The organism is Vibrio chagasii (genome assembly GCA_041879415.1).
Lineage (GTDB): Bacteria > Pseudomonadota > Gammaproteobacteria > Enterobacterales > Vibrionaceae > Vibrio.
Window position 1 is genome coordinate 309,659 of sequence record CP090851.1, and the last position, 26,998, is coordinate 336,656.

The following is a 26,998-nucleotide window of genomic DNA, read 5'->3' on the forward strand; positions in this document are numbered from 1 at the left end:
GAGTTTTTATATGCTATTTGAGGTAGCCTATACAACTACACGCTACGATTCAAGGCGCGTTCTTAGAGTCTAAGATATAAAAAGAGAGTAAGGAGGAGATAATTTATATTCTGAAGGCTGTATTGGCTAAGGTTGACACCAATAAAAAAGACCAACATCGAGTTGGCCTTTGTCTATCAAGCTGAATTTACATCATTATCTAAACTGTTTTGCTTCTGGCAGGTATTCAAAACCCGCTGAGGCAAGTTTAGCGATTAATGCGGCTTTGTCGATTTCGTAGAAGTTAACTACTCGGTCTAAATCTCCGCCGAAGTCGTCACGTAGCTTCATGTTGACGATGCTCATCAACATAACAGGATCCATCTTTTCAAAATTAGCGAGGTTCATATTAGTCCTCGAAATCTGAGATTAGTAGGTTAGCAGCTGCAAATGCCGCGCGTTCGCGAGCTTCTTTAGGAAGAGATTCATCTGCTGCAAGGTCGTTTAATGTTTTTACTGCGCAGGTGATCGCTTGAGGGATGTAGCCTTGGTCGCCACTACCAATTTGAGAGTACAGTTCACGTACCAAATCACAACAATCGTATACTTTCATTTTTATACCTAACCAAATGATAACTGCTCTCAATATACACATAGAGATAAGCAAAAACAAAGCGGATCTGATGAAGATCAGAGTTAGTTTGTCCTTGCTCAATATCTCATTTTATTGCGCTTTAGTTTGTCACTTTATGAGGTGACCAGTTAACCAATGATTGGTCGACTAGCCCGCGACTTGCTGTTCCAGCTGGTATTTCACTTCATCTGCAAGGTTGAGTTGCTTCGCTAATTCTTTCAAGTAAGCCTTTTCCATGAAGTTCTGCTCGTCGGCCACAATCAAGGAAGCCAAGTAGATTTCGCTAGCTTGTTGCGGTGAGCTTGCGAGTTGAGCGATTTCGCTTGGGTCGAGCGGTTTGTGCAGCTCTTCAGACACTAACTTAGTCAGCTGATAATCCGCGCCCATGTTTTCGACGGCTTGTTCAATTTTAGCCATCTCTTGCTCATCGACATGACCGTCCGCTTTAGAAGCCGCAATCATAGATCGTAGAATAAGTAGATTATGACAAGCATCTTGCTCATCAAAGGTGGCTTGTGGAGATGAGTCTGGTGTGCCTTGTTTGGCTTGGTAATCGTTATATACCTTGTATGCCAATGCACCAAGTGCTGCTGCTCCGCCAATACCCACGGCCTTCTTGCCGATCTTTTTGGTTTTCTTTGAGCCCATTAGAGCTCCTAGCAACCCGCCGCCAACGGCTCCCGCACCTAATGCGCCAAGTGTGCTTTTGCTGCTGCCTTTACTGTCTTGTGTAAGACCGCTTAGGCCAGATGAGCTTTGTGAGAGTTTCTGAGTGCCTTGTTTAACAAGGTCTGACTTAAGTGCTTGGTTAAGTAGGCTTTTAAGATCCATCGATACCTCCAATGGTAAACGCGTCTAATGAGTTGATGAATCCAATATACGTATTTAAAGATGAACCGGGGATTAACTTACGTTATTTACTTTATCGAGAAATGAGAGAGTGAGTGAAGGTGAAGAGGGGCAATAAAAAAGGCCGCCAGATGGCAGCCTTCTATTATTTGCTTTGCAAGATCACGTACTTTGCAGAGTTTGCTTATTTAGCAAATTGAGAAGTAACGTGTTCAACGATTGAATCGATAGCAACAGCTTCTTTAGTACCAGCACGACGGTTCTTGTACTCGAAGTTACCTTCTTTCATTGAGCGGTCGCCGATCACGATAGTGTGAGGGATACCAATTAGCTCGATGTCAGAGAACATTACGCCTGGACGCTCTTTACGGTCATCGAATAGTACTTCGATACCCATAGCTGTTAGTTCAGCGTATAGCTTCTCAGCCGCTTCCTTAACTTCTTCAGACTTGTGCATGTTCATAGGAACGATAGCAACTTGGAAAGGTGCTAGTGCGTCTGGCCAGATGATGCCGTATTTGTCGTGGTTCTGTTCGATTGCAGAAGCAACAACACGTGATACACCGATACCGTAACAACCCATCTCTAGGATAACGTTCTTACCGTCAGGACCAAGCACGCCACAGTTCATCGCTTGTGAGTAAACGTTACCTAGTTGGAAGATATGACCAACTTCGATACCACGTTTAAGCTGAAGTGTACCTTTACCACATGGGCTTAGGTCGCCTTCGATTACGTTACGTAGGTCTTCTACTTGAGCAAGCTCAACGTCACGACCCCAGTTGATACCGAAGTAGTGCTTACCATCTATGTTTGCACCAGCGCCAAAGTCGCTCATTACAGCAACAGAGCGGTCAACGATGAATGGTAGCTCTAGGCCTACAGGACCAAGTGAACCTGGGCCAGCGCCAACGAGTGCACGAATTTCTTCTTCAGAAGCCATCTCTAGTGGAGAAGCAACTTGTGGAAGGTTTTCCGCTTTCACTTCGTTCAGTTCGTGGTCGCCACGGATGATTAGAGCAATGATGTCTGCATCTACTTCATCAGAAGCTTTAACGAATAGAGTCTTAACTGTTTTCTCGATTGCTAGACCGTGTTGCTCTACCAATTCTGCGATAGTTTTCGCGTTTGGAGTATCAACCAGTTCCATCTCTTGAGTTGGTGCAGCAGCTTCTTCAGTTGGAGCTAGTGCTTCAGCTTTCTCGATGTTTGCTGCGTAATCAGATTCTGTAGAGAATGCGATTAGGTCTTCGCCGCTTTCCGCTAGTACGTGGAACTCTTGAGAACCACTACCACCGATAGCGCCTGAGTCTGCTAGTACTGGACGGTACTCAAGACCCATGCGGTCGAATGCATTACAGTAAGCATCGTGCATCGCTTGGTAAGACTTTTCTAGGCCTTCTTTGTCGATGTCGAAGCTGTACGCATCCATCATAGAGAATTCACGAGCACGCATAACACCGAAACGTGGACGACGCTCATCACGGAACTTAGTTTGAATCTGGTACAAGTTCAGTGGTAGCTGTTTGTACGAGTTTACTTCGTTACGAACTAGGCTAGTGATTACTTCTTCAGCTGTTGGGCTAAGAACAAACGGACGAGAATGACGGTCAGTAAAGCGCAGTAGTTCTGGGCCCATTTTTTCGCTACGACCAGTCTCTTCCCATAGCTCAAACGGCTGCACTACGGGCATTAAAGTCTCAACTGCACCTGCATTATCGATCTCTTGGCGAACGATGTTTTCGACTTTACGCAGTACACGCAGACCGGTAGGTAGCCAAGTGTATAAACCTGAAGCTAGCTTACGGATCATACCTGCACGTAGCATCAGCTGGTGGCTGATAACTTCTGCGTCGTTTGGAGTCTCTTTCAGAGTAGAAAGAAGATAGTTACTGGTACGCATTCTATGGTATCCGTTTCATCATTAATAAAAGTAAATTTACTGCCGCTATTGGCAGCAGTAAATCCGATATAGCCGCATATAATATCAGCCTATTTGGGATCTCAAAAGCGTTCAATGTCAGTTACATTGATGAAAAACGCCTCAACAACGAATTTCACGTTAAGATCGAACAAATTTACCGCATATTCCTTGTTGTCTGGCTTGCCTTTCTTATAGGCGGGGCGAGGATCTTGGCCTAATACCTCTTTGATCACTTGAATAATATGGCGCGCCTCTGGGTGCTGTGCCAGTTTGCTTTGTGCCTGCTGTGAAAAGTTAACCTCTAACACCTCTGGCTCTTCGGCTGCAAACCCTCCCTGTGCATCCGGAATCGAATCGGAGTAGGGGATGTAAGGCTTGATGTCGATAATTGGTGTCCCGTCGACTAAATCGACACTGCCAAGGTCTAGCCAAGTTTGCCCTTGATCTTGAGATACGCCTTTTAACTCCACCGCAGACATGCCAATTCCATTGGGCCTGAATGTGGCTCGAGATGCAAAAACCCCAATGCGTTCATTACCACCCAGTCGAGGCGGCCTCACCGTCGGCTTCCAGCCCGCTTCAAGGTTTTTGTCGAACAGAAATAGGAGCCATACATGGCTGAATTGTTCGATGTTGCGAACCGACTCTAGGCAGTTTGCCGTGTCAACAAGCCTTAATCTAGAGGTTGATGTCGGCACCAACCTAGGCTGCCTTGGTACCGCGAACTTCTCTTTATAGGGAGACTCTATAAAGCCAATAGGTTCAATGGAGTACATGGGGGACGTTCTCTAATTACGATCTATGGCCGGAAAATATCACAAAATTACTTGTTTTTCTTTTGATAATAATTATCATTTGCAATGTTATAACGTATCAAGTGATAATTTAGGGGAAACAAATGAAACCAAATATCCATCCTGATTACCGCACTGTGGTTTTTCATGACACCAGTGTTGATGAATACTTCTTGATAGGTTCAACCTTGAAAACAGACCGTACTATCGAATGGGAAGATGGCAATACTTACCCTTACTTCACTATTGAAGTGTCTTCAAAGTCTCATCCTTTCTATACAGGTAAGCAACGAGTGATTCATAAAGAAGGTCGCGTGGCGAACTTTACTCGCCGCTTTGGTCAATTGGGTAAGGGAGCTAAATAGATGAAGGTTGTAAAATCACTTAAAAGTGCAAAGAGCCGTCACCCTGATTGTCAAATCGTTAAGCGTAGAGGGCGTCTCTATGTAATCTGCAAAACCAACCCAAGGTTCAAAGCGGTTCAAAAATAAGCAGTCAATTGGATGTGACACACCTGTAAAAACGAGGGGAAAGTCAAACTTTATTCATTTAACGGTTTTTCTTTTCCTTCATATGCAAGTTGATTAAATACCGAGTGGTTATTTATCGTACGGTGAACTTTATTTTTAAACTAATCAAGAGGTTATATCGTAAGTTATATTAATAGTGAATGTATGGTTGTGAATTATAAAGCTGATTTTTGTGTTTATTATGGTTTTATTTGCTAATTAATTGTTCAAATAGAGTTAAATATCGTCGTTTGTTACACATTTTGTAACATTTTGAATTTCTAATTGATAATTTTGTCGCGTACCCTTCGCCTGCAATTTGAACATTTTTGTCACAATTGCATAGGAATCACTACAAGGAGGGAACTGATGAGTTCATCAGCTTCAATAAAAAACAACTCGCCAAAGAAACCTATTTTTACCCGTTTTCTCGATGGTGTTGAGTATTTGGGGAATCTATTACCCCACCCGATCACTCTTTTCGCAATCTTCTGTGTCGCAATCTTAGTTACTTCTGGTATCGCAGGGTACTTTGAAGTGTCTGTTATGGACCCTCGTCCAGAAGGTGCTCCAGGTCGTGCTGCTGACGGCATGATCCACGTTGTAAGCTTACTTAATGCTGAAGGCTTACAGCTTATCGTAACTAATTTAGTTAAAAACTTTGTTGGCTTTGCGCCATTAGGTACTGTGTTAGTTGCAATGCTAGGTGTAGCGATTGCTGAGCACTCTGGTCTACTATCTGCTGCAATGCGTGGCATGGTAATGGGCGCATCTAAGCGCATGGTTACAGTAACTGTGGTATTCGCAGGTATCATTTCTAACACAGCTTCAGAGCTAGGTTACGTGGTACTGATTCCACTAGCAGCAATGCTTTTCCACTCTTTAGGTCGTCACCCTCTTGCTGGTCTAGCGGCAGCATTCGCGGGTGTATCTGGTGGTTACTCTGCAAACCTTCTAATCGGTACGGTTGACCCACTGCTTTCTGGTATTACAGAAACAGCAGCACAAATGATCGACCCGACTTACACAGTTGGTCCAGAATCAAACTGGTACTTCATGTTTGTTTCTACTTTCTTCATCGCAATTACGGGTGCATTCGTAACTGAGAAGATTGTTGAACCAAAACTGGGTAAATACAACGACGAAGAAGCGTCTGAAGATTTATCAAACGATACAATGGGCAAGCTAACAGACGTTGAGAAGAAAGGTCTTAAGCTAGCAGGTATCGCAGTTCTAGCAGTATCAGCTCTTCTTGCTTGGACAATTGTTCCTGAAGACGGTGTTCTACGTTCTGCAGCTGGCACGGTAGCAGGTTCTCCGTTCCTTAAGAGTATCGTAGCGTTCATCTTCGTATTCTTCGCAGTTCCTGGTTTCGTTTACGGTAAAGTTACCGGCACAATGAAAACTGACCGCGACGTTATCGATGCAATGTCTAAGTCTATGTCTTCTATGGGCATGTACATCGTACTTGTATTCTTCGCTGCTCAGTTTGTTGCTTTCTTCAAGTGGACTAACTTCGGTCAAGTATTCGCAGTAGCGGGCGCAAGCTTCCTACAAGACATCGGCCTAACAGGTCCAATGTTGTTCTTCGCATTCATCCTAATGTGTGGCTTCATTAACCTGATGATTGGTTCAGCTTCTGCTCAGTGGGCAGTAACAGCACCTATCTTTGTTCCAATGCTAATGCTTGTTGGTTACGCACCAGAAACGATTCAAGCGGCTTACCGTATCGGTGATTCAACAACGAACATCATTACTCCAATGATGAGCTACTTCGGTCTTATCCTTGCTGTAGCAACGCGTTACATGAAGAACCTAGGTATTGGTACTCTGATTGCAACTATGCTTCCATACTCGATCGTATTCATCGTTGGTTGGAGCTTAATGTTCTACGTGTGGGTATTCGTATTTGGTCTGCCAGTTGGCCCAGGTGCAGCAACGTACTACACGCCATAGAATCTAATCATTGTTTTATGATTACACCGAAAGCCTGCACATTGTGCGGGCTTTTTCTTTGTTGGAAGATAGGGATTACAAGCCTGCAAATCGGTAGGTTATCCCAAACTCTAGCGACCACCCTACATCCCTTTGGATGAGAGGGCTGTTCGAGTCGTGATGAGTTAATTCCATTTTGCTGATACCAATCCAGCGTGGTGTAAATTCATAGAGGCTAATGAGCCCTGCTTGATAAACAAAGGTAGACCCTGCATCAAACTGATCTAGCCCTGATGCAGAGGATTCGCTGCTTGAAATGCCGTAGAGGTGATTAGAGAGTTTTTTGTCACGATAATCGACTTCGAGGTAGGGGGTAATGGTTAATGGCTTTGCCCATGTTTCTAACGTCCTGCCTAGATGCAGCTGAACTTCGTAGCCATTATGCTCTGAAGTTACGTCGTGTAAGTAGGTGAGTCTAGCGCCTACTGTCCCCAGAGTTATCCCGAGTTCGCCATTGCCATCTCTGTCTTGAATGCCACTGGGTAGGTCAACGAAGGTATCTGATACTTCAGCGAACCGCCAGTTTCCAGATAGTCCGACAAAAGGCAGCAGTTGCCAGTTTGCCAAGCTGCCATCAATAAAGCCTTTAGAGCCAGAATAAAAGAGGTTGGGTGTCGCACCAAGTTGCGGGGTACTCTTGGTAGAAAAAACACTTTCGCCGTAAGTGAGGCTGCCGCCAACGATGCCATATTCTTGATTGGCGAAGGACAGTTGAGTGCTTCCTAAAGTGATGGACAGTGCTAAAGCAATGCGACGAACCATAATCAATACTCCGTTATTGTAATAAATATCAAGAACGGAGTAGGTCGATTAAAATTTCACAGAGCTCTTTGTTGCCTCAATGAGACGTTCCCAGATCTCTCTGGAGAAGAAGGGAGGGTTAGCGCTTTGCTAGTAGGCGATCAAGGTGGTTAGCGAACTCACGACGGTCGGTTTGAGATAGTGAACTTGGGCCACCTGTTTGGATGCCACTTGAGCGCATGGTTTCCATAAAGTCGCGAATATTTAGGCGCGCTTTAATGGTCTCTTTGGTGTAAAGCTCCCCACGAGAACTCAGCGCGAGTGCGCCTTTAGTGATCACCTCGTCAGCCAGAGGAATATCTGAAGTAATCACGAGATCGCCTTTCTCTGTACGTTTTACTATTTCATTGTCGGCGATATCGAATCCGCTTGGTACTTGAATAGAGTGAATGTTGTTACGCTTCGGTACAGGGACAACGTGATTCGCGATGAAGGTGCATTCAACACCGGTTCGCTCAGCTGCGCGTACGATGGTTTCTCGGATAACCTTAGGACAAGCGTCCGCATCAACCCATATCTTCATAGTGTTCTATTTCTCTGTTAGCTAATCTGTTGATTTATTTTTGTTAACTTACGTCTCGGCTAACTTACTGCTCAGCTAATTTGGCTTCAAGCGTGGCGACGCGAGCGGTAAGTTCAATAATTTGTTTTTCTAGTTGGCCAATACGATCGACCTCTGGCTCTTGTTGTGCAGCGACTTCTACCTTGGGAACGCGGTTCGCGCTTTTCCAGCTTTTAATGGTCGTAATTAACGCAGGCATTGGAACCGATGTACTCATGCGAGCTTTTACTAATGCAACGGTTGGCTCTTTGCCTTGTGCTTGCAGTCCTTCAAGCACTGATTTCAACTCTTCAGAAACATCTTTTGTCAGCATGTTGACCTCCATTTTTAGTCTTTGGTCATTTTACTCGCTCCGGTGACCGATAGCGAATCATAAAACTGCCTATGGCGTGTGAGAGATCTCTTACAAACGCTGTGAGATAACGCGAATACTTCTCTAGAGAAATTGATATGCATATGGCTAAGGTGTTGAATTTTAATTGTTTTATATAATTAACAACTTGGTTGAATTCAAAATGTGATGCAAATCTATTGTCCGAAATCCTAAATCGCGTAAATTAAACCTTGTCGGAAGGATTCTGACACGGAACAGGAAAGCACCAAGGAATTGGTTATCTTCAGGATGAAGATTTGGTTACTTAGGATTGAGTGATCAAGCATGGAGCGCAAGGACATTGTAGGGACACAGTCAGTTAACAGGAAGTTAGCTGCAATGGAATGACAATGGACACCTTTAGGATAAAGGGTTGGATTAGCATCAGGATGATGTAAAGGACACCGCTCACGGAACAAGTGATGTGCGCTAACTAGGATTGTTAGCTTTCAGGATGATTGGACACCGCTAGGACGGCGAAGTAAAGGAAAGAGCTGAAGGATTACAGCCACTATTATGGATGATGCATGGAGCATTAATTAGTAGCCGGACTGCTGCGAGTAAGACCCTAGCCCTGACACTTCGGTGTCGGGGCTTTTCTTTATCTGGACATTTCACCCATCTAGAGGCTCTTTATTTAGGAGCAATACATCTGCTTTTCTGCTAACGGTCAACACAAGGAGTGTTTTATGACGATAGCAACTTCAAGAACGCTGTTAGTACCTTATACCGAACAGCTACAGCACGACTTCATTAAGCTCAACTGCTGCCCGATTAATCGAGCAGAAATGAATGGGCCGCATTCTATCGCTTCTGCGAAGCAACTATTTCAAGAAATACTGCAAGACAACGTCGGCTTTTGCCGTGCCATTATCCATAACCAAACCCGTGAATATCTTGGGCATGTATTTATCTCATCAGAAGAAGGTAAGCACGAGTTAGGTTTTATCTTGGATAAAGAGTATTGGAATCAAGGTTTTGCCAGTGAGGTGCTGAAACCTTTCTTTAATTTGGTGTGCTTTGAAGAGCGTTTAACGAATGTTTTCGCGACCGTTAATGTCGGTCATAATCCATCGATCAAGCTTTTAGAAAAACTCGGCTTTGTATTTAAAGAGACCAAACAAGATCAGTTTGGCCCTTATCATGAATATCGATACACCGCTTACTGCGACGTTACATTCTATGAGGCTGTAGCTCAAACCGCATAGAACGGAAACCTACCATGGTCAGTTTCCCTTTGTAACAGTCATCCCCTAACGCTGAAAACTCAAATTGGTAAATGGTGTGCCAGCGCCAAATAGTCGTGAGTTCATGGCGCATCTTCAGTTTATGACCACTAAAGGCAACACTTAATAGTTGCAAGTCGAGCTCTTTACACTTTCTCGCAATGGCAGCTTTTGCAAGCTCAGATTGCCTGCGCTGCTGCCAAAACAGAAAGCAAAAGAAGCACAGAAACAAAATAGCCAATAAGTTATCTATCATTTAATCCATACTTCCTTTTACTTTTTCTTCCTGTTTAACCCTAGCTTTAAGCAGCTTTATTCAGGCTTATCAGCTAGTTGCTAAAGTATTACTGAGATTTAGTAGCTTGTTGTAACTCGATAAGTGCATTCGCCAATTCTGGAGATGGGTTTGAGTTCAGCAATGGTAAAAATACCATTCTCAGAGCTGGAATCATCACCAGATCTGCAAATAGCTGGTTGAATAGGTTTTGATTGCCCGTTTGTGCGAGGCGCAACAAGAATTGCTCAGCAATGGCTGGGTTTTGTAGAGCGTGCCAGCTTCGGCCTGCTAAGCCAATCAGTACTTCTTGATGACTTAAACGCGGGCTCGCCAGAACTTGGTTAATCACTGTATTGGTGATGTTTGGCTCTGCACCGGATAGGGCACGCACCAGTGCAGATAACAAGAATAGGTCTGGTTCGCTGCTGTTGATCTCATTCTCTGCCATCTCTTGTAAGCGTTGAGCTAGCTTGTCATTAATTTGTGTGTGCTCAAGTGCGCCTAATGTCGCGTAAAGTGGCTCAGAAGGAAGCTTGTTGAAGGCTTTACGAATTGCGACACCGTTTTGTTGGCTACCGAGACGGGCACTCATATCAGTGATGCCTTGAAGGCCAACAGTCTGCCAATTGTCCCAACCTAACTCGCCGGTGAAGTAGTGCTGAGCATGCTCATAGTATTGGCTAGTAGCAAGGTCTAATTCTGCTCTTACTTGGCTATGGAATACCGCCATTTTGTCTTCAGAAGGTTTGAAGGTGTATGGGTTGTTTGACAGCTTTTCCTGTTGCTCTTCGCTGATCTCACCGCTTAAGCGCGTGCCCATCGCTTCTAATACGAACTTCAAAAAGTTACCTACATCGGCTTGGTTGAGTAGGCCTCTTTCATCTAGTTTGAATTTTAAGAACCAGATCCATGGCTGCTTTTGTTCATTCCAGTAGCTGATCGCTAAGTGAGCTTGTTTCTGAAGTGGAAATGGGTATGGCTGTTTCCCTTGCTCAACATCTGAGAATAAGGTGTTGTCGATTTTCTGGATACGACGACCGAGATCGTAGATATCGTATTGGCAACCGCTATTCTTTAATAACTGAGTGAGCGTGTGAATGGTTTCCATAGTAATAAGCTCCTAACTTTCTTTCCTCAATAGATGGTACTCTATGCCCCAATTTCAAGGTCACTAGATAAATAACTTGGTGAAAAATGACAGCTGCCACAAAGTTACCTCCATTACTTCAACAATTAGAACAACAAATGCGCCAACGCTCTCTGTGGAGTAGCGTTGCACCGTCGGATGAAGCTCTGGCGAGCGTTGAACCTTTTGCTATCGATTCACTGCAACCCGAAGAGTGGCTACAGTGGATCTTCATCGTAAAGATCAATGCGCTGATTGACGCGCAAATGCCTTTACCTAAAGGGTTTGCTATTCATCCATATTTTTGTGAAGTATGGAAAAACGAGGCGGACAAAGCTGAGCTACTAGTGACGATTCAAAGCATTGATGAGGTATGCGCCTAATGTTAGAGATCATTTATCAAGATGAGTACTTTGTCGCGGTAAATAAGCCTGCAGGAATGCTGGTGCACCGCTCATGGCTAGATAAACATGAGACTCAGTTTGTGATGCAGACTCTGCGTGACCAAATTGGTCAACACGTGTTCCCATTGCACCGTTTAGATAGGCCGACTTCCGGCGTATTGGTGTTCGCACTCTCAAGTGAAGTGGCTTCTGAGGTGATGCCGATGTTCGCTAACCATGAGATGCAAAAGACTTATCATGCAATTGTTCGTGGCTGGATAGAAGAGGGCGATACGCTTGATTACCCACTTAAAGTCGAGTTAGACAAGATCGCGGATAAGTTTGCAAAAGAGGACAAGGAAGCACAAGAGGCCGTGACGGCTTATGAACCGTTAGCAAAAGTGGAAGTACCATATTCGACAGGGCGTTTTCCAACGAGCCGTTACTGCTTAGTGGAGATGTTGCCAAAGACGGGCCGTAAACATCAACTGCGCCGTCATATGGCCCACCTAAGACACCCAATTGTTGGCGATACTTCTCACGGTGATGGCAAGCATAACCGACTGTTCCGTGAAAACTTGGATTCACACCGTTTGTTACTGCACGCTTCAGAGTTGCGCTTTATTCACCCTTTCACTAAAGAAGAATTAGTGATGAAGGCAAGCCTTGATGAAACTTGGCTACAGTTATTTGAAACCTTTGAGTGGGATACAAATTTAGTCGATGCGCAAGCACGGTCGTCTAAATAAAAGTTAGATAAAACAAAGGGCTGATAGTGATATCAGCCCTTTTTCTTGTCTGTATAATCTTGAGTAGATCAACCAATGATGGTCACTAGTCGTCTAGTGTCGAGATCATTTTAGCTTTTCTAGATCCGCTTCGATCTCAGCGATCTTGCTAGACACAACCTTTTCTAAATGACGTAGGTCGGTCAGGATCTTCTGTTTTACATCCATCTCAGTGGTTGGCGTAGGTTTGGTGATCTTATTAAGTTCATCAATCACAAGCGTGAGGTTGCGGTTAATCTCAGTCACTTCTTTGTATTGATTATTGCCACCGCTAACAAGCACACTTTTTACTTGTCGTGGGTACTTAAACTTAACGCTTTTCGCGAACAGCTCGCCTTTCTGCTTACGGAAATAAATCTTAAGGATATCTTTGTGTGCTTCTTGGCGAAGGGAGTAACGTTCAATCTGTTTAGGCTCGTGGATACCTAAGCCAGTGAGGTTTGGATACATAAGCGACCTCTAGTTTATGAATGTAATACTTTTATGTAATTGACTTAATCAATGTAGCAGCCTAACGACGAGCTAGATAGTTGATATCTGTGAATTGATTGTAAGTTGTGGGCAAGATCGCTCTCTATCTTCGCCCACACTTATTTGCTCATTAAACCGGCGAGTTGTGCTCCATTCTCGTTCTAAGGCGCAAGCTCGGAAACATGCTCGGTTAGCCTTTCCCTGAGCGCCTGTTCTTGCTCTTCAGAAAGTCGCCCACCAGTGTCGCTGGTCAGAATAAACAAATCCTCTGCACGTTCGCCAATGGTCGTAATTTTAGCGCCATGTAGGTTGATACCTAACTCTGCGAAGGTTGCACCAACTTGTGCCAGTAACCCAGGCGTATCGAGTGCTCTTAGTTCCATCAAGGTACGTTTTTTACTCTTAGTTGGTAAGAACTCAACTAGAGTTTTGACCTTGAAGTGCTGTAAGTTACGCGGCGTGCGACGTGTCTTAATCTTTGTTGGGCGACCATCGGCTAGAACATGGGTTAGATGTTTTGCGACAGCCTTGTGTCTTGCTTCGTCAATCGCATTGCCATGCTGGTCTAGAACGATAAAGGTATCAAGAACATGACCATCTTTGCTCGCCATAACCTGAGCGTCATGAACGTTGAAGTTACGTCTGTCGAGCTCGGCAACCACGGTTGCAAACAGTGCTGCTTGGTCTTTGCAGTAAACAAAGACTTCTGTTCCGCCACGTGTCGCTTTTTTGCTGATCAAAACTAAAGGCTGGCTTGGATCTTCTAGGCGTAGTAGATGTTCACAGTGCCATGCGATCTGCTTGTGGGTATGACGCAAGAAGTAATCGGCTTTAAAGCGTTGCCACAACACTTCAATTTCACGAGCAGTGAAGCCTTCTTTACGTAGCAGTGCAGATGCCATTTGTTGGTTGTGACGAATACGGTCTCGAACGTCGACCGGGTTTTCCAAGCCACGTCGCAGCGCTCGCTGAGTTGAATGGAATAGCTCTGCGAGTAGAGTTCGTTTCCAACTGTTCCATAGCTCTGGGTTGGTTGCACAGATGTCGGCAACGGTTAAACAAACCAGCAGCTCTAGTGATTCTTCGTCACGTACTTTCTTGGCGAATTCGGTTATCACTTCTGGGTCGTAGATATCGCGACGTTGAGCGGTAACAGACATCAACAAGTGGTTTTGTACTAGCCACGCCACTTGCTTGGCTTCTGGTTTTGATAAGCCATGCTCAATACAGAAAGAGTACGCTTCGACCGCACCAATCTCTGAGTGATCACCGCCACGGCCTTTACCGATGTCGTGGAAGATAGCGGCTAGGATCAGCAGTTCTTTCTTCTGCACTCGTGGGTAGACTTCACAACAGATAGGGTGTTTGTCGTGGTTTTCAATTTGACCGAAGCGATTGATGTGCTTGAGCAGTCGAATACTGTGTTCATCGACGGTGTAAACATGGAACAGGTCGAACTGCATCTGGCCCACGATCTGGCTCCACTGCGGTAAATACGCTGAGAGCACGCCCAATTTGTGCATCAAGCTAAACGCTTTGTGCAGTGCATTGGGGTGGCGAACCAAGGTCATGAACTTCTCACGCGCTTCTGGAATGGTATGCAGGAAACGGTTGAGCCTGCGACGCGCTGTACGCAGTTGTCGTAATGTTGGAGGGCTAACCCCTTCGATGGAAGAGTCATTGGCGATATGGATAAACATATCGAGAATGGTTTCCGGCCTTGCTTGGAATAGGGCGGGCTTGCGCGCTTCTATCAGTGAACCTCGGCGTTGGAAGTCATTATCGAGAATCTCAGCTTCTTCTGTCTCACCACCATTAATGATCGCTTGGTCGAATAGTTTGAGCAGCATTTTGTTGAGTTCTGCCACGCGGCGAAGGGTTCGATAAAACTCCTTCATCATCATTTCGACACCGCGGTTGCCTTCACCTGTGTAGCCAAGGTGTTCGGCGACTTGTGCTTGATGGGCAAACGTCAGGCGATTGTCGTAGCGACGTAGCTCAATATGCAGTGCGAAGCGAACGCGCCATAAGAAGTCTTGGCATTCTACGAGCTCACGATACTCTGCATCGGTAAGGAAGCCATACTTGCTCATTTCAAGTAGAGAGGTCGCACCGAAGTGGCGACGTGCCACCCAGCTGAGGGTGTGGATGTCTCGTAGGCCGCCTGGCGTAGACTTGATATCAGGTTCAAGGTTGTAAGTGGTATCGTGGTAGCGTGCATGACGCTCTCTCTGTTCTTGAATCTTTGCCTTGTAGAAGGTCTCACTTGGCCAAAATGAATCGGAATGAATCTTCAGTTTAAGTTCTTGAAAGGTATCTTCACTGCCACACAATAAGCGTGACTCTTGTAGGTTGGTGGCAACGGTTAGATCATCGAAACCAATATCAATACACTCAGCAATGGTACGCACTGCGTGGCCAACTTCGAGCCTTAAATCCCACAGTAAGGTAATGAACTGACTGACTTTTTCACCGAGGGCTGGTGGCAATGTTTTTTGGGATACGATTAAGATATCAATGTCCGACAGCGGGTGAAGTTCACCACGACCATAGCCACCCACAGCAACTAGCGAAATATGAGGTAGGTTGCTAAAACCGAAGTGCTCCCATAAGCGTCTGAGTAACAAGTCCATGTATTCAGAGCGGAGCAATACCAAGTCAGTAACAGGGTGGTGATTTAGGAATTCATTTTTTTGGTACTGCGTGAAGATCTCGAGCTGATTTTTTAATTCGCAGATTTCAATTTGTTCGTCATTGAACGTAAGAGGGCATTGATAAGGCATAGTCTGCTATCCGTGCAAGCAAATGAGAATATTAAACAATTTACCAGAAGCTGGTGGAAAATCGAAATTGAGCGGATAAAAAAATATCCTCGACAATGCGAGGATATTTTTAAAGGTTTGATGCGTTTAGCTCAGTGAACTAAGCGTTTTTCATGATACGTGGAATTGTATCATCGCTACGCAGTGTTAGAACTTCACAACCTGTGTCTGTTACGACTAGTGTGTGCTCCCATTGAGCCGAGTTCTTGCTGTCTGCTGTGTACACTGTCCAGCTATCTTCGTCATCAAGACGACAGCCAAACTTACCGGCGTTGATCATTGGCTCGATAGTGAAACACATGCCCGCTTTCAGTACTGTGCGGTCGTTGTTTTTGTAATGTACAACTTGTGGATCTTCGTGGAACTCAGAACCGATACCGTGGCCACAGTAATCTTTAACAATAGAGAACTTAGCGCGAGGGTTATTCTTGTTGTTGGTCTTGATGTACTTCTCAATAGCCGTACCGATTTGACCAAGTTGAACACCTGGCTTCACTTGGCGCATGCCTTCGTAAAGTGCTTCTTGAGCAACCATGCACAGACGCTTGTTTGCAGGTGAAACTTCACCCACAAGGAACATCTTAGACGTATCACCGTGGTAGCCTTGAGGACGAGTGCTAAGATCTGCATTTTCGTCGTCAGGGATGATTACCGTGATATCTACGTTAAGGATGTCGCCATCTTTAAGTACAGCAGGCTTAAATTGACCTGTGCTACCAGTTTCGTCTTGTGATGCCGGAATACCGTGACACACGATGTGGTTGATAGACGTACAGATAGACTTAGGGAAACCGTGGTAATCAAGTGGTGCTGAGTATGCGCCTCTTTCTAGAGCGTAGTCATGACAGATTTGGTTTAGCTCTTCTGTCGTCGTACCTACTTGGATGTGAGGTTCGATCATCTCTAGAATTTCAGCAGCCAGCTTGCCGGCGACGCGCATTTTTTCAATTTCTTCAGCAGTTTTAATTTTTACAGCCATTGCATATCTCTTAATTTGGTAGCACCTAAGTGTGCATATTGGGGCTATTCTATCAGTGCAGCAATTTAGCGCAACATTACCATATCCGTACAATACTGGTGGATACTGTTAACGTGATTAAATAATGCTCGGCTAACGGATGCAGAAGCCGTTTGATATAGACACTATTTTATAGAGGAAATTTACCTTTAGAGAACAGTATAGCAGTCGCCATTTTTTGATTTTTTTCTAGCCATAGATAGACAAAATATGGTATAAAGCGCGCCGGACATCAGGACTGTTTTCTCCAACTGGCGAAACAGGCTTTGGTATCCACTAACTTATATCTTTAAATCACACACATTCCGTCACATGTTCCGGGGTGCTTCAACAACACAGATAACGGCTGAAAAGTGGTTAGTTGTTAGGGGTCGGATTCATGGGGGATGTGGAGGCCTAACCCCATAGAGGATTTTAAAATGGCAACTGTATCAATGCGCGATATGCTTAAAGCTGGTGTTCACTTCGGTCACCAAACTCGTTACTGGAACCCAAAAATGAAGCCATTCATCTTTGGTGCTCGTAACAAAGTACATATCATCAACCTAGAAAAAACTGTACCAATGTTCAACGAAGCTCTAGCAGAAATCGCTAAAGTTGGTGAGAAGAAAGGTAAAGTTCTTTTCGTTGGTACTAAGCGCGCTGCATCTGAAGCTGTTAAAGAAGCTGCTGTAAACAGCAACCAGTTCTACGTTAACAACCGCTGGTTAGGCGGTATGCTAACGAACTACAAAACTGTTCGTCAGTCTATCAAGCGTCTGAAAGAACTTGAAGCGCAAGCTCAAGACGGTACTTTCGACAAGCTAACTAAGAAAGAAGCTCTAATGCGCACTCGTGAAATGGAGAAGCTAGAGAAGTCTCTTGGTGGTATCAAGAACATGGGCGGCCTACCAGACGCTCTATTCGTAATCGATGCTGATCACGAACACATCGCGGTTAAAGAAGCAAACAACCTAGGTATCCCAGTTTACGCTGTAGTTGATACTAACTCTAACCCAGACGGCGTTGACTTCGTTATCCCAGGTAACGACGATGCAATCCGTGCAGTACAGCTTTACCTAAACGCTGCTGCAGACGCGGTTAAAGAAGGTCGTAACAAAGACGTTGCTGCTGTAGCTGCTGAAAAAGATGGTTTTGTAGAAGCTGAATAATAGCGGCTCTGAATCACGCTTGGCTTAGCTAATATAGATTTTGAAATCTTTATTAAATGTAAGCTAAGTTATAGTTAGATCGGGGGCCTCATTTTGGCCCCTGATTTTTACCTTATTTTCGAATCAACCGAGGAATAGAGAATGGCAACTGTAACTGCTGCTCTAGTTAAAGAACTTCGCGAGCGCACTGGCGCTGGCATGATGGAATGTAAGAAAGCGCTTGTAGAAGCAAACGCTGACATCGAACTAGCAATTGAAAACATGCGTAAATCTGGCGCAGCGAAAGCAGCTAAGAAAGCTGGTAACGTTGCTGCTGAAGGCGCAATCATCATCAAAGAAGAGAACGGTGTAGCTGTTCTTCTTGAAGTTAACTGCCAAACTGACTTCGTAGCAAAAGATGCTAGCTTCACTGCATTCGCAGAAGAAGTAGCAGCTGACGCAGTAGCTACTCAAGCTTCTGTAGAAGAGCTACAAGCTAAGTTCGAAGAAACTCGCGTTGCTCTAGTTGCAAAAATCGGCGAAAACATCAACATCCGTCGCGTAGCATACGTACAAGGTGCTGCTCTAGCTTCTTACCGTCACGGTGAGAAAATCGGTGTTGTTGTAGCTGGTGAAGGCGAAGCTGAAACTCTTAAGCACGTTGCTATGCACGTAGCTGCTTCTCGTCCTGAGTTTGTTAACCCAGAAGACGTACCAGCAGACGTAGTTGCTAAAGAGAAAGAAGTTCAAGTTGAAATCGCTATGAACGAAGGTAAGCCTCAAGAGATCGCTGAGAAAATGGTTATCGGCCGTATGAAGAAATTCACGGGCGAAATCTCTCTAACAGGTCAAGCTTTCATCATGGAACCTAAGAAAACTGTTGGCGAAATCCTTAAAGAAAAAGGCGCTGCAGTATCTAACTTCGTACGTCTAGAAGTTGGTGAAGGTATCGAGAAAGCTGCTGAAATGAGCTTCGCTGACGAAGTTGCAGCGGTACAAAAAGGTTAATCCTTAGCGTATTGTTTGAAAAAAGACCGTGGCAAATGCTGCGGTCTTTTTATGAATAGTGAACTATTTTTGAAGGCAACGTTAGTGGTTATGAATGCAAACTGACTTACTCAGTTTTTATCCATGACTGTTAATCATCAACTCTTTGGAAGGTAAACTCCATGACTACGAACCCTAAACCAGCGTATCAACGTATTCTGTTAAAACTTAGCGGTGAAGCGCTACAAGGCGAAGAAGGTTTTGGTATTGACCCAACGATCCTTGATCGTATGGCTCAAGAAGTAAAAGAATTGGTTGAACTAGGCGTTCAAGTTGGTGTTGTTATCGGTGGCGGTAACTTGTTCCGTGGTGCTGGTCTTGCTGAAGCTGGCATGAACCGCGTTGTTGGTGACCACATGGGTATGCTTGCAACAGTAATGAACGGCCTTGCTATGCGTGACGCACTGCACCGTGCTTACGTAAACGCACGTGTAATGTCTGCAATTCCTCTAAAAGGCGTGTGTGACGACTACAACTGGGCAGATGCAATCAGCCAACTACGTCAAGGTCGCGTTGTGATCTTCTCTGCTGGTACTGGTAACCCATTCTTCACTACTGACTCTGCTGCATGTCTACGTGGTATCGAAATCGAAGCTGACGTAGTTCTAAAAGCGACAAAAGTAGATGGTGTATTTACTGCTGACCCAGTAGCAAACCCAGACGCAGAGCTGTATGATACTTTGTCTTACAACACAGTTCTTGAGAAAGAGCTTAAAGTAATGGACTTGGCTGCATTTACGCTAGCACGTGATCACAAAATGCCAATCCGTGTATTTAACATGAATAAGCCAGGCGCACTACGCCGCGTGGTTATGGGTGAAACTGAAGGTACATTAATCAGCGACGCTGACTAATTTTTCGGGCTTACTGGGGGCTATACTCTGGTAAGCTTTATCCTTATCACTCCAAATAAAAAGCTTTCTTGAAGAAAGAACATAATCAAGGTGAAATTGTGATTAACGAAATCAAAAAAGACGCTCAAGAGCGCATGGAAAAAAGTGTTGATGCACTAAGAAACAGCCTGCAAAAGATTCGTACAGGTCGTGCACACCCAAGCCTACTTTCTGGCCTTACAGTAGAGTACTACGGTGCACCAACGCCTTTGACTCAAGTTGCTAACGTTATTGCTGAAGACGCTCGTACTCTAGCAATCACAGTGTTTGATAAAACACTAACGCCTCTAGTTGAAAAAGCGATCATGACATCTGACCTAGGTCTAAACCCTATGTCTGCGGGTACGGTTATCCGTGTTCCACTTCCACCGCTAACGGAAGAGCGTCGTAAAGACCTAGTTAAAATCGTTCGTGGCGAAGCTGAAGGTGGCCGTGTTGCTATCCGTAACATCCGTCGTGACGCGAATGGCGATCTAAAAGCACTTCTTAAAGATAAAGAAATCTCTGAAGATGAAGATCGTAAAGCACAAGACGAAATTCAAAAGCTAACTGACGCTGCGGTTAAGAACGTAGACGAAGTTCTAGCAACTAAAGAAAAAGAGTTGATGGAAGTTTAATTTTCCATATTCTTTTCTTTCCGGAAAAACGCTGTACTCACTGTTCAGCGTTTTTTTATGCTACTCTGTTCGACTATTAGAATTTGATTCACTCTTTTATGCATAATTCTCAAGCGTTCACAGACTCTCTTCCTAAACACATTGCTGTCATCATGGATGGTAATGGTCGCTGGGCAAAAGCTCAGGGCAAGCCTCGCGTCTTTGGTCATAAAAACGGTGTTCAAGCCGTTCGTAAAACCATCTCTTCTGCTGCCAGATTGGGCATCAAAGCCGTAACACTTTTCGCATTCAGTAGTGAGAACTGGCGTCGACCAGAGGAAGAAGTGGGTATTTTGATGGAACTCTTTATATCCGTGCTTTCAAGTGAAGTGAAAAAGCTCCATAAAAATAATCTACAACTTCGTGTTATTGGTGATAAAAGTCGTTTCAATGATCGACTACAAAAGAAAATCGAAGAAGCGGAAGCTTTGACTAGCACCAATACCGGTATGGTTATCAATATCGCCGCGAACTACGGTGGTAAGTGGGATATTCAGCAAGCGATGACCTCCATCGCTCAACAGGTAAAGTCTGGCGATATTAATGTAGAAGACATTGATGAAGCTATGATTACACAGCACCTGACAATGGCGGATATTCCTGAAGTTGATCTTTTGATCCGCACCAGCGGTGAATGCCGCATTAGTAACTTCATGCTTTGGCAGCTGGCTTACGCCGAAATGTATTTTACTGAACAATTCTGGCCAGACTTTAATGAAGACAGCTTAGTAGAAGCTGTGACTTGGTTTGTAAATCGTGAGCGCCGTTTTGGCTGCACCGGTGAGCAGATTAAAGCTCTGATGGACAGTTAATAAGGATTTTTTGGTTTGAAACAACGAATTATTACGGCGTTGATTTTAGCTCCCCTAGTTATTCTAGGAATTTTCGAGTTATCACTTCCTACGTTTATCCTTTCATTAGCGGTTATCTCGTTATTGGGTTACTGGGAATGGACTCAATTTGTTGAAAGCAAATCGCGTTATTTAGCGTTGATTCCAACGGTTGTGGTAAGTGCTGCAAGTTTTGCTTTTATTCCTTTTGATGCATTTAGCCTAAATAACTTATCGAGTGCTCACTATGCCATTTTAACGATTGGTTCTATTTGGTGGGTAATCGCAAGTGGTATGGCAGTGACTTATCCTAAGTCTATGCCTGCATGGAAAGACTCCTCGTTTCTTCGTCATGGTTTTGGTGTACTAACTCTGCTGCCATTCTTTTGGAGTGTAGTGATTTTGCGCGCTAACGGTATTGACGTTGATCCTTACCATGGCGCAAAACTCGTGATGTTTGTGTGTCTACTTGTGTGGGCTGCAGACAGTGGCGCTTACTTCTCTGGTAAGAGCTTCGGTAAGCGTAAAATGGCACCAGCCGTTAGCCCGAACAAGACAATTGAAGGCCTTATTGGCGGTATCATCACCGCAGTGATTGTGGCTTGGATTTTTGCTGACTTGTTCAATATCCAATTCTCAAGCCCTTTACACATGATTGTGATTACACTTGTGACCGTTGTTATCTCTGTTCTTGGTGACCTTGTTGAAAGCATGTTCAAGCGTGTTTCTGGGGTCAAAGACAGCAGTAATCTGATTCCTGGTCATGGTGGTATACTAGATAGAATCGATAGCTTAACGGCTGCATTCCCTGTCTTTGCTCTGCTTTACTTAGCATTCTAATTAAAAGGGCAGTGAATCTGCCCTTTATTACATTTCTACGGTCATATGTGATGCGAAATCTAACTATCCTAGGCGCAACTGGCTCAATTGGTGCAAGTACACTAAAAGTCGTTGAGCAAAACCCAGACCTTTATTCAGTCGTTGCGCTGGCTGCTGGCTCGAATGTTGAAAAGATGCTGGCGTTAGTAGAAAAGTGGCAACCAAGCTATGTTGCTATGGCTTGTCCTGATGCTGCATCTCAGCTCGCTGACACCTTGTCTATCAATCACCCTAGTATCCAAGTACTCTCAGGCTCTGAAGGCATGTGTAAGGTTGCCTCTTTGGATGAAGTGGATACGGTGATGGCTGCGATTGTTGGCGCGGCAGGCTTGCTTCCTACTATGTCAGCAGTTAAAGCGGGCAAACGTATCCTGCTGGCAAATAAAGAAGCCTTGGTGATGTCTGGACAGCTGTTTATCGATGCTGTGGAAAAGTACGGTGCTGAGCTTCTTCCTGTAGATAGTGAACACAATGCTATCTTCCAATGCTTGCCACAAAACGTTCAAACTAATTTAGGTCGCTGTGATTTAGAAGCTAATGGTATTAACCATATCCTATTAACCGGTTCTGGTGGTCCTTTCCGTTATACCGACGTGGCTGAGCTGGAATCCGTGACTCCTGAACGCGCTATCGCACACCCTAACTGGTCTATGGGGCCTAAGATCTCTGTCGATTCTGCGACTATGATGAATAAAGGTCTTGAGTACATTGAGGCGAAGTGGCTATTTAATGCGTCTCAAGAGCAGTTAAAGGTGATTATCCACCCTCAATCTGTGATCCATTCTATGGTTCAGTACAAGGATGGTTCAGTACTTGCTCAAATGGGTGAACCAGATATGGCGACACCTATTGCACTGACGATGTCGTACCCTGAACGTACAGAAGCGGGTGTTAAGCCGCTAGACTTTACCAAAGTCGGTGAACTGACTTTCTTAGAGCCTGACTTCAACCGCTATCCTTGTTTGAAATTAGCTATTGAAGCGTGTTACTTAGGTCAACATGCAACGACAGCGATTAACGCAGCAAACGAAATTGCGGTCGACGCTTTCTTGAACAATCAGGTTAAATTTACCGATATTGCAGTCATTAACGAACATGTTATGAGCAAAGTATGTGAACAACATAACTCTGAAGGCTTAGATAGCTTGGAAAGCCTGCTTGAGCTAGATAATATGTCTCGTCAAATAGCCATTCAATTTATTAAAGAGCAGCTAGCATGAGTGGAATTCTGTGGAACTTCGCATCTTTTATCATAGCGCTTGGCATTCTGGTCGCGGTTCACGAGTTTGGACATTTCTGGGTTGCTCGTCGTTGTGGTGTAAAAGTTGAAAAATTCTCGATTGGTTTTGGTAAATCAATCTGGAGCAAAGTTGGCCGTGATGGTACGGAATACAGCTTGTCCGTTATTCCACTGGGCGGCTACGTAAAAATGCTCGATGGTCGTGTCGATGACCTGTCAGAAGACGAGCAGCAGTACGCGTTTGATAAAAAGCCACTGTGGAAGCGAACCGCGATTGTTGGTGCTGGACCAGCGTTTAACTTCATCTTTGCTGTGTTTGCATATTGGTTAGTATTTTTGATTGGTGTGCCGGCGGTTAAGCCTGTTATTGGTGAGGTAACTCCACAATCTATTGCTGCACAAGCCGGAATTGAAACTGGGATGGAACTTAAATCTATTTCGGGAATCAAAACCGCAGATTGGGAATCAGTCAATATGGGTTTGATATCGCATATTGGTGATCAATCGATGACAGTAACGGTGTCTTCGCAAGACGACATCGGCTTTGAGCAACAATTGACGTTGGATATTTCAGACTGGTCGTTCAACCCAGAAACTGAATCTGCGATGACAACGCTTGGCTTTAGACCATACTCTCCAGAGATCTCGACAGTGCTGGCTCAAGTGATTGATGATGGTGCTGCTTACTCTGCTGGTCTAGAAGCGGGCGACCAAATTGTTGAAATTAATGGTCAACCCATTGAGCAGTGGCAATCAGTGGTTGAGTTAATTCGCTCGAACCCAATGACACCTTTAGACGTTGTTGTATCAAGAAACGGCAGTGAGCAATCACTCGTAATGACACCGAAAAGCCGCAAGCTTTCTGATGGTTCAACAATCGGCTATGCGGGTATTGCTCCGGAAGTCGCAGAATGGCCAGAAGATTATCGCTTTGAGTTACAATTTGGTGTAATTGAGTCTGTAGGAAAAGCATTTGATAAAACAGGTCAAATCATTGGTCTGACGCTTACTATGCTGAAAAAGCTCATCGTTGGTGATGTTGGCTTAAATAACTTAAGTGGCCCGATTTCAATTGCTAAAGGCGCAGGTACAACCGCTGATTACGGTTTGGTTTACTTCCTAGGCTTTTTAGCTCTGATCAGTGTTAACTTGGGTATTATTAATTTGGTTCCGCTGCCTATGCTTGATGGCGGACATTTGCTCTTTTTCGCTATTGAGGCTGTTACTCGTAAACCAGTCCCTGAGAAAGTTCAGGAGATGGGATACAGAGTGGGAGGGGCGATCCTCTTCTCTTTAATGGCTCTGGCAATATTTAACGATTTTACTCGTCTGTGAATGGTTTCTCACAGGCATTGGTAGTAGCAAGGAATAATTAGAATAAGTATGGCGATTAAGCAAATTCTGTTCGCAAGTCTATTAGCCACCAGTGTGGCTGCGAACGGAGCACAAAACTTTGTAGTTCAAGATATCAAGATCGAAGGTTTACAGCGTGTTGCACTTGGTGCAGCTCTACTGAAAATGCCAGTACGTATTGGCGATGAAGTAGATGAAAGCGATGTTTCTGAGATCATTCGTGCATTGTACGCTTCGGGTAACTTTGAAGACGTTAAAGTCCTTCGCGATGAAGGTGTATTGATTGTTCAAGTGAAAGAACGACCAACCATCGCAAGTATCTCTTTTTCGGGCAATAAAGCGATCAAAGAAGAACAACTTCAACAGAATCTAGATGCATCTGGTGTTCGTGAAGGTGAAGCTCTTGACCGTACTACGCTAAGTAATATCGAGAAAGGCCTTGAAGATTTTTACTACAGTGTTGGTAAATACAACGCGACAGTAAAAGCGGTTGTAACACCTCTGCCACGTAACCGTTCTGACCTTAAATTTGTCTTTACTGAAGGCGTTTCCGCTAAGATTCAGCAAATTAACTTTATCGGTAACGAAGTGTTTACTGATGAAGAACTGCTTAGCCGCTTTAATCTCAATGTAGATGTCGCTTGGTGGAACTTCCTAGCGGATGAAAAATACCAGAAGCAAGTGCTTGCTGGTGATATTGAAGCGCTTAAATCTTACTACCTTGACCGTGGTTACTTGAAATTCAAGGTTGACTCTACGCAGGTGGCGATTTCTCCAGATAAGAAAGGCGTTTACATTACGCTTGGCTTAGATGAAGGCGAAGCTTATACAGTTAAAGACGTATCATTCCGTGGTGAGCTTATTGGCCGCGAAGCTGATTTTGAAGCGCTTGTCCCATTTGAAGATGGCGATACCTACAATGGCTCTTCTGTGACTTCACTAGAAGAAGGCGTTAAACGTATTCTTGGTGAATCAGGTTATGCCTACCCACAAGTTCGTACGATTCCAGAGTTCAATGACGAAACCAAAGAAGTTTCATTGGTTATTAACGTAGAAGCGGGTAGCCGTATCTACGTGCGTGACATTCGTTTTACAGGTAACAACTCGACAAAAGACGAGGTGTTACGTCGTGAAATGCGCCAAATGGAAGGCAGCTGGCTTAACTCTAAATCGATTGATACCGGTAAGAGCCGTCTTAACCGTCTAGGTTTCTTCGAAACGGTTGATGTACAAACCGTTCGTGTTCCTGGCAGCGAAGATCAAGTTGATTTGGTTTACAACGTTAAAGAAGCGAACTCAGGTAGCATCAACTTTGGTGTCGGCTACGGTACTGAGTCTGGTGTGAGCTTCCAGGTTGGTCTTCAGCAAGATAACTTTGCGGGCTCTGGTAACCGTGTTGGCGTAAGTGCCATGATGAACGATTACCAAAAGAACGTGAGCTTAGACTACCGTGACCCATACTGGAACCTAGATGGTGTGAGCTTGGGCGGTAAGATCTTCTACAACGAGTTTGAAGCATCTGAAGCGGGTATCGTCGACTATACCAACCAAAGTTATGGTACAAGCTTAACATGGGGTTTCCCTATGGATGAGCTGAACCGTATTGAGTTTGGTGTTGGCTACACACACAACAAGATCGGTAACGTTCCGACTTATATCCAGGTTGAACAGTTTGCGAGAAGTATCGACCAATACGGTGACGAGCACATCTTAACTGATGACTTCGATATCAATATTTCTTGGACACGTAACAACTTGAACCGTGGTTTCTTCCCAACTGAAGGTAACCACCAACGTGCTTTCGCTAAAATGACGGTACCTGGCTCTGATGCTCAGTACTTCAAAATGCAGTACGATGTAAAACATTACATCCCGCTGACCAAAAAGCATGAGTTCACACTATTGATGCGTGGCCGATTAGGCTATGGTAATGGTTATGGTCAAACGGATGGTAACGATAACTTGTTCCCATTCTACGAGAACTACTATGCGGGTGGTTTTACAACCCTACGTGGTTTTGGCTCTAACTCGGCAGGTCCAAAAGCCGTTTACGGAAGCAGCACAGGTAACAACCCAACCTACGACACCGCTACGGATGATTCAGTAGGTGGTAACGCGGTTGCTTTGGCAAGTTTAGAGCTAATCGTACCTACGCCGTTTGCTTCTGATGAAGCTCGTAGCCAGATTCGTACGAGTGTTTTCTTCGATATGGCAAGTGTTTGGGATACCGAGTTCGTAGACCGTGGCGCACCTAATAGCGGCAGCCAGTACTACTACGATTACTCTGATCCAACGAATTACCGTTCATCTTATGGTGCAGCCCTTCAATGGATGTCACCGATGGGCCCACTGGTTTTCTCTCTAGCGAAACCAATTAAAATTTACGAAGGTGATGATGAGGAATTCTTCACATTCACCATTGGTAGAACTTTCTAATAT

28 protein-coding genes are annotated in these 26,998 nt (G+C 44.5%); 15 read left to right on the forward strand and 13 right to left on the reverse strand.

What is annotated here, in order from left to right; all coding sequences use genetic code 11:
- Positions 1–195: 195 nt before the first annotated feature.
- The 5 genes from L0991_01385 to tsaA form a co-directional block, all read right to left on the reverse strand.
- Positions 196–387 carry a DUF4250 domain-containing protein gene (locus L0991_01385; protein XGB62738.1) on the reverse strand — a complete coding sequence of 64 codons (192 nt, stop codon included), beginning with the start codon at positions 385–387 and terminating at the stop codon, positions 196–198.
- A gap of 1 nt (position 388) precedes the next feature.
- Entirely contained in the window at positions 389–592 is a 204-nt protein-coding gene (locus L0991_01390) for a YaeP family protein (GenBank protein ID XGB62739.1), read from the reverse strand.
- Positions 593–760: 168 nt separating this feature from the next.
- Entirely contained in the window at positions 761–1,444 is a 684-nt protein-coding gene (locus tag L0991_01395) for a tellurite resistance TerB family protein (protein ID XGB62740.1), read from the reverse strand.
- Positions 1,445–1,646: 202 nt separating this feature from the next.
- A complete protein-coding gene (locus L0991_01400) occupies positions 1,647–3,365 on the reverse strand; it encodes a proline--tRNA ligase (GenBank protein XGB62741.1) in 1,719 nt (572 codons plus the stop codon).
- Positions 3,366–3,466: 101 nt separating this feature from the next.
- The gene (gene tsaA, locus L0991_01405; protein XGB62742.1) at positions 3,467–4,162 is read right to left on the reverse strand and encodes a tRNA (N6-threonylcarbamoyladenosine(37)-N6)-methyltransferase TrmO; all 696 of its coding nucleotides are present in this window, start codon (positions 4,160–4,162) and stop codon (positions 3,467–3,469) included.
- A 122-nt stretch (positions 4,163–4,284) separates the two neighbouring features.
- Between tsaA and L0991_01410 the strand changes: the two genes are divergently transcribed.
- The 3 genes from L0991_01410 to L0991_01420 all read left to right on the forward strand — a co-directional run bounded on the left by L0991_01410 (position 4,285) and on the right by L0991_01420 (position 6,645).
- Entirely contained in the window at positions 4,285–4,545 is a 261-nt protein-coding gene (locus L0991_01410; protein ID XGB62743.1) for a type B 50S ribosomal protein L31, read from the forward strand.
- Positions 4,546–4,671: a type B 50S ribosomal protein L36 gene (gene ykgO / locus L0991_01415; protein XGB62744.1), complete on the forward strand. Its 126-nt coding sequence runs from the start codon at positions 4,546–4,548 to the stop codon at positions 4,669–4,671.
- Positions 4,672–5,058: 387 nt separating this feature from the next.
- Positions 5,059–6,645: an AbgT family transporter gene (locus L0991_01420; protein ID XGB62745.1), complete on the forward strand. Its 1,587-nt coding sequence runs from the start codon at positions 5,059–5,061 to the stop codon at positions 6,643–6,645.
- A gap of 75 nt (positions 6,646–6,720) precedes the next feature.
- Here L0991_01420 and L0991_01425 read toward each other — a convergent pair whose 3' ends face one another.
- The 3 genes from L0991_01425 to L0991_01435 all read right to left on the reverse strand — a co-directional run bounded on the left by L0991_01425 (position 6,721) and on the right by L0991_01435 (position 8,360).
- Positions 6,721–7,446 carry a MipA/OmpV family protein gene (locus L0991_01425; GenBank protein ID XGB62746.1) on the reverse strand — a complete coding sequence of 242 codons (726 nt, stop codon included), beginning with the start codon at positions 7,444–7,446 and terminating at the stop codon, positions 6,721–6,723.
- A gap of 118 nt (positions 7,447–7,564) precedes the next feature.
- Positions 7,565–8,008: a YaiI/YqxD family protein gene (locus L0991_01430; GenBank protein XGB62747.1), complete on the reverse strand. Its 444-nt coding sequence runs from the start codon at positions 8,006–8,008 to the stop codon at positions 7,565–7,567.
- Between the two features lie 64 nt (positions 8,009–8,072).
- A complete protein-coding gene (locus tag L0991_01435) occupies positions 8,073–8,360 on the reverse strand; it encodes a hypothetical protein (GenBank protein XGB62748.1) in 288 nt (95 codons plus the stop codon).
- Positions 8,361–9,109: 749 nt separating this feature from the next.
- On the opposite strand from L0991_01435, the gene L0991_01440 reads away from it, so the two are divergent.
- A complete protein-coding gene (locus tag L0991_01440; protein XGB62749.1) occupies positions 9,110–9,628 on the forward strand; it encodes a GNAT family N-acetyltransferase in 519 nt (172 codons plus the stop codon).
- Here L0991_01440 and L0991_01445 read toward each other — a convergent pair.
- The gene (locus tag L0991_01445; protein ID XGB62750.1) at positions 9,594–9,902 is read right to left on the reverse strand and encodes a DUF3301 domain-containing protein; all 309 of its coding nucleotides are present in this window, start codon (positions 9,900–9,902) and stop codon (positions 9,594–9,596) included. The two genes, L0991_01440 and L0991_01445, sit on opposite strands and share 35 nt — an antisense overlap.
- A gap of 88 nt (positions 9,903–9,990) precedes the next feature.
- Positions 9,991–11,031: a DUF3549 family protein gene (locus L0991_01450; protein ID XGB62751.1), complete on the reverse strand. Its 1,041-nt coding sequence runs from the start codon at positions 11,029–11,031 to the stop codon at positions 9,991–9,993.
- A gap of 86 nt (positions 11,032–11,117) precedes the next feature.
- Between L0991_01450 and L0991_01455 the strand changes: the two genes are divergently transcribed.
- Both L0991_01455 and truC read left to right on the forward strand, forming a co-directional pair.
- Positions 11,118–11,432 carry a YqcC family protein gene (locus tag L0991_01455; protein XGB62752.1) on the forward strand — a complete coding sequence of 105 codons (315 nt, stop codon included), beginning with the start codon at positions 11,118–11,120 and terminating at the stop codon, positions 11,430–11,432.
- On the forward strand, positions 11,432–12,181 hold the full coding sequence (gene truC, locus L0991_01460; GenBank protein ID XGB62753.1) for a tRNA pseudouridine(65) synthase TruC: 750 nt from the start codon (positions 11,432–11,434) through the stop codon (positions 12,179–12,181). Before L0991_01455 ends, truC begins: the two co-directional genes overlap by 1 nt.
- Positions 12,182–12,286: 105 nt before the next feature.
- Here truC and L0991_01465 read toward each other — a convergent pair whose 3' ends face one another.
- The 3 genes from L0991_01465 to map all read right to left on the reverse strand — a co-directional run bounded on the left by L0991_01465 (position 12,287) and on the right by map (position 16,492).
- The gene (locus L0991_01465) at positions 12,287–12,670 is read right to left on the reverse strand and encodes a DUF3461 family protein (protein XGB62754.1); all 384 of its coding nucleotides are present in this window, start codon (positions 12,668–12,670) and stop codon (positions 12,287–12,289) included.
- 182 nt (positions 12,671–12,852) lie between these two features.
- Complete coding sequence (gene glnD, locus L0991_01470; GenBank protein ID XGB62755.1) at positions 12,853–15,474, reverse strand: bifunctional uridylyltransferase/uridylyl-removing protein GlnD; 2,622 nt, start codon at positions 15,472–15,474, stop codon at positions 12,853–12,855.
- Positions 15,475–15,613: 139 nt separating this feature from the next.
- Entirely contained in the window at positions 15,614–16,492 is an 879-nt protein-coding gene (gene map, locus L0991_01475) for a type I methionyl aminopeptidase (protein XGB62756.1), read from the reverse strand.
- Between the two features lie 458 nt (positions 16,493–16,950).
- Between map and rpsB the strand changes: the two genes are divergently transcribed.
- The 9 genes from rpsB to bamA all read left to right on the forward strand — a co-directional run bounded on the left by rpsB (position 16,951) and on the right by bamA (position 26,995).
- Positions 16,951–17,682, forward strand: a complete 732-nt coding sequence (gene rpsB / locus L0991_01480; protein XGB62757.1) for a 30S ribosomal protein S2 — start codon at positions 16,951–16,953, stop codon at positions 17,680–17,682.
- 141 nt (positions 17,683–17,823) lie between these two features.
- Complete coding sequence (tsf, locus tag L0991_01485) at positions 17,824–18,669, forward strand: translation elongation factor Ts (GenBank protein ID XGB62758.1); 846 nt, start codon at positions 17,824–17,826, stop codon at positions 18,667–18,669.
- 161 nt (positions 18,670–18,830) lie between these two features.
- Complete coding sequence (gene pyrH, locus L0991_01490) at positions 18,831–19,562, forward strand: UMP kinase (protein ID XGB62759.1); 732 nt, start codon at positions 18,831–18,833, stop codon at positions 19,560–19,562.
- 98 nt (positions 19,563–19,660) lie between these two features.
- Complete coding sequence (frr, locus tag L0991_01495) at positions 19,661–20,218, forward strand: ribosome recycling factor (protein ID XGB62760.1); 558 nt, start codon at positions 19,661–19,663, stop codon at positions 20,216–20,218.
- A gap of 98 nt (positions 20,219–20,316) precedes the next feature.
- Entirely contained in the window at positions 20,317–21,069 is a 753-nt protein-coding gene (locus L0991_01500) for an isoprenyl transferase (GenBank protein ID XGB62761.1), read from the forward strand.
- Positions 21,070–21,084: 15 nt separating this feature from the next.
- Positions 21,085–21,927 carry a phosphatidate cytidylyltransferase gene (locus L0991_01505; protein XGB62762.1) on the forward strand — a complete coding sequence of 281 codons (843 nt, stop codon included), beginning with the start codon at positions 21,085–21,087 and terminating at the stop codon, positions 21,925–21,927.
- Between the two features lie 50 nt (positions 21,928–21,977).
- The gene (gene ispC, locus L0991_01510; GenBank protein XGB62763.1) at positions 21,978–23,186 is read left to right on the forward strand and encodes a 1-deoxy-D-xylulose-5-phosphate reductoisomerase; all 1,209 of its coding nucleotides are present in this window, start codon (positions 21,978–21,980) and stop codon (positions 23,184–23,186) included.
- Positions 23,183–24,541, forward strand: coding sequence for a sigma E protease regulator RseP (rseP, locus tag L0991_01515; protein XGB62764.1), 1,359 nt, complete (start codon positions 23,183–23,185; stop codon positions 24,539–24,541). The genes ispC and rseP overlap by 4 nt, the downstream gene beginning before the upstream one ends.
- A 48-nt stretch (positions 24,542–24,589) precedes the next feature.
- Entirely contained in the window at positions 24,590–26,995 is a 2,406-nt protein-coding gene (bamA, locus tag L0991_01520) for an outer membrane protein assembly factor BamA (GenBank protein XGB62765.1), read from the forward strand.
- Positions 26,996–26,998 lie beyond the last annotated feature (3 nt).

What these genes read in the sequence shown, in the direction of transcription:
- rpsB (XGB62757.1), top strand. Translation starts at nt 16,951, where the DNA reads ATGGCAACTGTATCAATGCGCGATATGCTTAAAGCTGGTGTTCACTTC.
- map (XGB62756.1), bottom strand. Translation starts at nt 16,492, where the DNA reads ATGGCTGTAAAAATTAAAACTGCTGAAGAAATTGAAAAAATGCGCGTC.
- L0991_01420 (XGB62745.1), top strand. Translation starts at nt 5,059, where the DNA reads ATGAGTTCATCAGCTTCAATAAAAAACAACTCGCCAAAGAAACCTATT.
- tsaA (XGB62742.1), bottom strand. Translation starts at nt 4,162, where the DNA reads ATGTACTCCATTGAACCTATTGGCTTTATAGAGTCTCCCTATAAAGAG.
- rseP (XGB62764.1), top strand. Translation starts at nt 23,183, where the DNA reads ATGAGTGGAATTCTGTGGAACTTCGCATCTTTTATCATAGCGCTTGGC.
- L0991_01390 (XGB62739.1), bottom strand. Translation starts at nt 592, where the DNA reads ATGAAAGTATACGATTGTTGTGATTTGGTACGTGAACTGTACTCTCAA.
- L0991_01445 (XGB62750.1), bottom strand. Translation starts at nt 9,902, where the DNA reads ATGATAGATAACTTATTGGCTATTTTGTTTCTGTGCTTCTTTTGCTTT.
- L0991_01450 (XGB62751.1), bottom strand. Translation starts at nt 11,031, where the DNA reads ATGGAAACCATTCACACGCTCACTCAGTTATTAAAGAATAGCGGTTGC.
- L0991_01465 (XGB62754.1), bottom strand. Translation starts at nt 12,670, where the DNA reads ATGTATCCAAACCTCACTGGCTTAGGTATCCACGAGCCTAAACAGATT.
- L0991_01400 (XGB62741.1), bottom strand. Translation starts at nt 3,365, where the DNA reads ATGCGTACCAGTAACTATCTTCTTTCTACTCTGAAAGAGACTCCAAAC.
- L0991_01430 (XGB62747.1), bottom strand. Translation starts at nt 8,008, where the DNA reads ATGAAGATATGGGTTGATGCGGACGCTTGTCCTAAGGTTATCCGAGAA.
- L0991_01455 (XGB62752.1), top strand. Translation starts at nt 11,118, where the DNA reads ATGACAGCTGCCACAAAGTTACCTCCATTACTTCAACAATTAGAACAA.
- L0991_01410 (XGB62743.1), top strand. Translation starts at nt 4,285, where the DNA reads ATGAAACCAAATATCCATCCTGATTACCGCACTGTGGTTTTTCATGAC.
- L0991_01500 (XGB62761.1), top strand. Translation starts at nt 20,317, where the DNA reads ATGCATAATTCTCAAGCGTTCACAGACTCTCTTCCTAAACACATTGCT.
- L0991_01425 (XGB62746.1), bottom strand. Translation starts at nt 7,446, where the DNA reads ATGGTTCGTCGCATTGCTTTAGCACTGTCCATCACTTTAGGAAGCACT.
- L0991_01435 (XGB62748.1), bottom strand. Translation starts at nt 8,360, where the DNA reads ATGCTGACAAAAGATGTTTCTGAAGAGTTGAAATCAGTGCTTGAAGGA.
- L0991_01395 (XGB62740.1), bottom strand. Translation starts at nt 1,444, where the DNA reads ATGGATCTTAAAAGCCTACTTAACCAAGCACTTAAGTCAGACCTTGTT.
- glnD (XGB62755.1), bottom strand. Translation starts at nt 15,474, where the DNA reads ATGCCTTATCAATGCCCTCTTACGTTCAATGACGAACAAATTGAAATC.
- pyrH (XGB62759.1), top strand. Translation starts at nt 18,831, where the DNA reads ATGACTACGAACCCTAAACCAGCGTATCAACGTATTCTGTTAAAACTT.
- ykgO (XGB62744.1), top strand. Translation starts at nt 4,546, where the DNA reads ATGAAGGTTGTAAAATCACTTAAAAGTGCAAAGAGCCGTCACCCTGAT.
- truC (XGB62753.1), top strand. Translation starts at nt 11,432, where the DNA reads ATGTTAGAGATCATTTATCAAGATGAGTACTTTGTCGCGGTAAATAAG.
- ispC (XGB62763.1), top strand. Translation starts at nt 21,978, where the DNA reads ATGCGAAATCTAACTATCCTAGGCGCAACTGGCTCAATTGGTGCAAGT.
- bamA (XGB62765.1), top strand. Translation starts at nt 24,590, where the DNA reads ATGGCGATTAAGCAAATTCTGTTCGCAAGTCTATTAGCCACCAGTGTG.
- tsf (XGB62758.1), top strand. Translation starts at nt 17,824, where the DNA reads ATGGCAACTGTAACTGCTGCTCTAGTTAAAGAACTTCGCGAGCGCACT.
- L0991_01385 (XGB62738.1), bottom strand. Translation starts at nt 387, where the DNA reads ATGAACCTCGCTAATTTTGAAAAGATGGATCCTGTTATGTTGATGAGC.
- L0991_01440 (XGB62749.1), top strand. Translation starts at nt 9,110, where the DNA reads ATGACGATAGCAACTTCAAGAACGCTGTTAGTACCTTATACCGAACAG.